This is a genomic window from Halanaerobium sp. (assembly GCF_003070835.1).
The window spans coordinates 1-4,247 of record NZ_QBLR01000289.1; the positions used below are offsets into that span (position 1 = coordinate 1).

Sequence of the window (4,247 nt, forward strand, 5' to 3'; positions counted from 1 at the left end):
AGCCCAGATAAACGATGGAATAGAACAGGTATCAGAAGTAGTACAAAACAACTCGGCAACAGCAGAAGAAAGTGCAGCAGCAAGTGAAGAGTTAGCATCTCAGGCTGAGATGTTAAAAGAGATGGTAGCTCAGTTTAAACTAAGAGACAGTGTATACAAGGCTAAGGCAAGTATAACTAACAAAAAGATCAAATCCCTACCTAAATCAACAAATAACTCAGACATAAACATTGATTTAGATGATGAGGATTTTGGTAAATACTAATAAAGACCTCCCTAAATATAAAGAAGATGGTGTGAGAAATCACCATCTTTTTTATGCTTTAAGATTCTTCACTGGCGTTCTGAATGAGAAGCAATGTCACCCAGAGGCTTTAGACGAAGACTCTCTTTTCTGTCTATCCTGAGTCTATCAGTATAAAATCACCTGCGAAGGATCTTAAAGTCTGTCACTTCGAATGAAACGAAAAGTCTTATCCTTAAGATTTCAAATATTACACCGATAATAGTAACAAGGCATTTTAAAGATTAACTCAAATCAAACAATTATTGATATATTTTATTTATAATAATATAATAGTAGCAATGACGAAAGGTTAGAAACTCTAAGGAGAAGGTAATGGATAAAAGCATAAAAAGAGCAAAGTTATTTATACTTTCATTTTTAATATTAAATATTTTTATCGTATATTTTACTATATATCTTCCTATAAATTCTGAACTTAAGAAGAGTAAACAGGAAGTTTTTTTAACTCTTGCAGATAGTAAAATAATTTCAATTGATAACTACTTAGAATCTTGTAAAACTGGCGCCGAAAGCATGTCCAGTCGTACAATGATAAGGAAGAAGATTGTAGAATACTATGACGGTGAGATTGATTTTGAAGAGCTGCGAAACTATACAAAAGATTTGTATGCAGATGGTGTAGAAGCTTTAGACAATTCTACTGGTGCAGTTAGATTAGTTGAAGAAAAGATAGTAGCCAGTCATGGAGAGTTAAATTTAAATTTAGTTGATAAAAGTAATTATTCTAAGTCAGTAGATCTAGAAATACTTTCATTAGATAGTGGACACACTGTAATTGTATACTCTCCTATATATGAAAACTATGAAATTTTAGGTTATGATGTAGTTTTTTACAATATGGATAATATAATAGAAAGTATAAGCTTAACTAATGTAAATGCCTCTATTACTGATGAGATAATGAGTGAATATGACAAGAAAATTATATTAAGAGAGGATGAAGAACTCCTGGTAAAAGATGATATTATTCATCATTATCATAGGTTGGAAGGTACTGATAAAAATATTCTTTTCCAAATATCCACTAAAGATTTATATGCAGATTTAAGAAAAATAATTATATATAATGTTTTAGGTGCTTTCATTGGATTAGGAGTATTAGCATATTTATCAAATAAATTTATAATTTCCAATGCTAAAAGACTTCTAGACAGAGCTTTGGAAGAAAGAAATGAATTTGAAAACCACGCAAAGACAGATTCTTTAACAGGAGCATATTCTAGGATGTTCTTAGATCACTGGTCTGAGAGAAATCTAAATGAATTTGAAGGACATCTTATACTAATAGATTTGGATTGTTTTAAAAAAATAAATGATAAGTTCGGACACTTGACTGGAGATAAGGTGTTGGTAAAATTTGTAGAGATAGTTAAGTCCTCCATTAGAGATGAGGATTACCTTATAAGATACGGAGGAGATGAATTTATAATCATAACGGATAATGAGGATAGAGAAATTGTTGAATCTATTGTAAATAGAATAAAGGAAAAATGTCAATCAGTAGACGAATTTTCCTTTGATATTTTAATGTCCTATGGGATTGCAAAAATAGAAGGAAATGATGATATAAATAAGACTATATATAAGGCAGATAAGGCTTTATATAAAAACAAAGAAAAAAGAGAATGTAAAGAAATATAAATAGATAAAAAAATATCATAAAACCTCCTAAACTTTATACGTTATCAACCGATAACATATACGACAGGAATTTTAGTTAGTAATCACTAACATAAAATACAAGTTTAGGAGGTTTTTTATGAATTTTAGGAAAAAAGAAAAATCACAGAGTTCGAAAAAAGAAAAATCAGGAAAAAGAGGTTCCTTAGGAGGAAAATTTGTCGGAATTACTTCTATAATTGTTGTAATAGGTTTTGTAGTTTTATATTTTATTATGAATCAGACTACTTCTAATACTATTGAAATGGAAGAAAAGAAAAATATGGAACTTATGGAAAGTGCTATCGAAAATCAGATGGAAGCTCAACTTAACAGTGCGGAAATGTCTGTTTTAACGATTTCAGAAAACGAAGAAATTCAAAAGTTATTTTCAGAAAGAAACAGGGGAGAATTAACGGATCTTTTACTTCCCGTATATGAAAGATTAAAAGGAGATGTAGCTCAAATTCAATTTCATTTACCGGATTCTACATCTTTTTTAAGGTTGCATAAACCTGAAAAATTTGGAGATAGTTTAAAAGATTTTAGATTTACTGTAAACTCAGCTAATGCAGACTTAAAAACTATAAAAGGGTTAGAAGAGGGAGTTGCAGGATACGGTTTTAGGGTTGTAGTACCTATGTATTATGAAAATAGGCACATCGGCTCTGTTGAATATGGAAGTGACTTTGGTGAGAGTTTCCTTGCTAATATTAAGGAATCTTTTCCAGGAGAATACTATATATACTATTTAAACAGTGAAGATGATACCTTTGCATCCGGGACTGCTTCAACAGATAATTTTACGCCATCGGAAGAAGTATTATCTGAAGTAGCATCAGGAAGTAGTACAAGATGGATTTCTGATGATGGAAATACATTAATTAGCCTATTTCCTTATACCGACTATATGGGAGATACTGTAGGATATATTAAGGCTGTAACTGATAGAAGTGAAACAGCAGCTATGATGGCAAAAACAAGTCTTTATACAATACTTACTTTCATAGCAATAGCTGGAGTGTTAATACTACTACTGCTATATTTAATTATAAAGATGGTAACTAAACCGGTAGGAGCAGTAACGGAAATTATGGAACAACTTAAAGGGTTCGACTTTAGGTTTAATAAAGATTCCGAAGCTGTGAAATATTTAGACAATAATGATGAGATAGGAGTTATGCTAAGTTCCGTAGCCACTATGCAAAACAACATTCAGGAAAATTTAATTAAAAAATTAGACAGCTTCGCTAGTGGTAACTTAGATGAAGAAATAGAGTCTGTAGGAAAAAATGATCAAATAAGTCCTGCTCTACAAAAGACAAAATCAGCAATAAAAGATATGTCAGAAGAGACTCAGGAAATAATTCAAGCTGCAGTAAACGGTCAATTGCAAAAGAGAGCCGATGTTAAAAAGTTTGAAGGAGAATACAAAAACATAGTTGGGGGCTTTAATACTGTAATAGCAGTACTTGTGGGACATCTAGACAGTGTACCTAATCCAGTTATGATAGTTGATAATGACTACAATATTAACTACATGAATAAAGCAGGAGCAAAATTGCTTAATAAATCCCAAAAAGAACTAATGGGGCAAAAATGTTATGAAAACTTTAAAACAGGAGACTGTAACACAGATAACTGTGCTTGTTTTAGAGCTATGAAGGAAAATAGGGAAGCAACTAGTGAAACCGATGCTCATCCTAATGGAATGGATCTAGACATTAAATATTCAGGGACACCACTTAAAAATGAAAAAGGTGAAATCATAGGTGCCTTAGAAGTAATAACAGACCAAACTGATATTATGAATGCCCAGAGACTTGCGGAAAAACAGGGTAAGTTCCAGGAAGAACAGGTAGATAAATTAGTAGATAACTTGGGAGAATTAGCAAAAGGAAATCTAGACATAAATCCTGAGAAAATAGAAGCAGATGAAGATACAAAACAAATTGCTGAAAATTTCAAAAAAATCAACAACAATCTTAAAGATAGTACCAGCACCATCAAGAGTTATGTAAACGAAATAGCAGACATAACAGAAGAAATGGCAAAAGGAAACATGGACGTAGGAATAGACAGAGAATACAGAGGAGACTTTGTAAAGATAAAAGACTCACTAAATCTGATAATAGACAAGCTAAATGAAAACTTTGCAGAAATAGCCAATGCATCAGACCAAGTATCATCTGGTGCAGGACAAATATCCGATGGAGCCCAGGAACTATCCCAAGGATCTACAGAACAGGCCTCATCAATAGAAGAACTAACAGCATCAATA

Annotated in this window: 2 protein-coding genes and 1 pseudogene; all 3 read left to right on the forward strand. The window is 31.9% G+C overall.

The window, feature by feature from the left end; translation table 11 throughout:
• Positions 1-265: pseudogene (locus CI949_RS17535) on the forward strand (methyl-accepting chemotaxis protein); the annotation flags it as partial.
• A gap of 354 nt (positions 266-619) precedes the next feature.
• Positions 620-1,948: a GGDEF domain-containing protein gene (locus tag CI949_RS17540; RefSeq protein ID WP_290768741.1), complete on the forward strand. Its 1,329-nt coding sequence runs from the start codon at positions 620-622 to the stop codon at positions 1,946-1,948.
• 118 nt (positions 1,949-2,066) lie between these two features.
• Positions 2,067-4,247, forward strand: a 2,181-nt coding sequence (locus CI949_RS17545; protein WP_290768743.1) for a cache domain-containing protein, incomplete at its 3' end; no start/stop codon positions are given.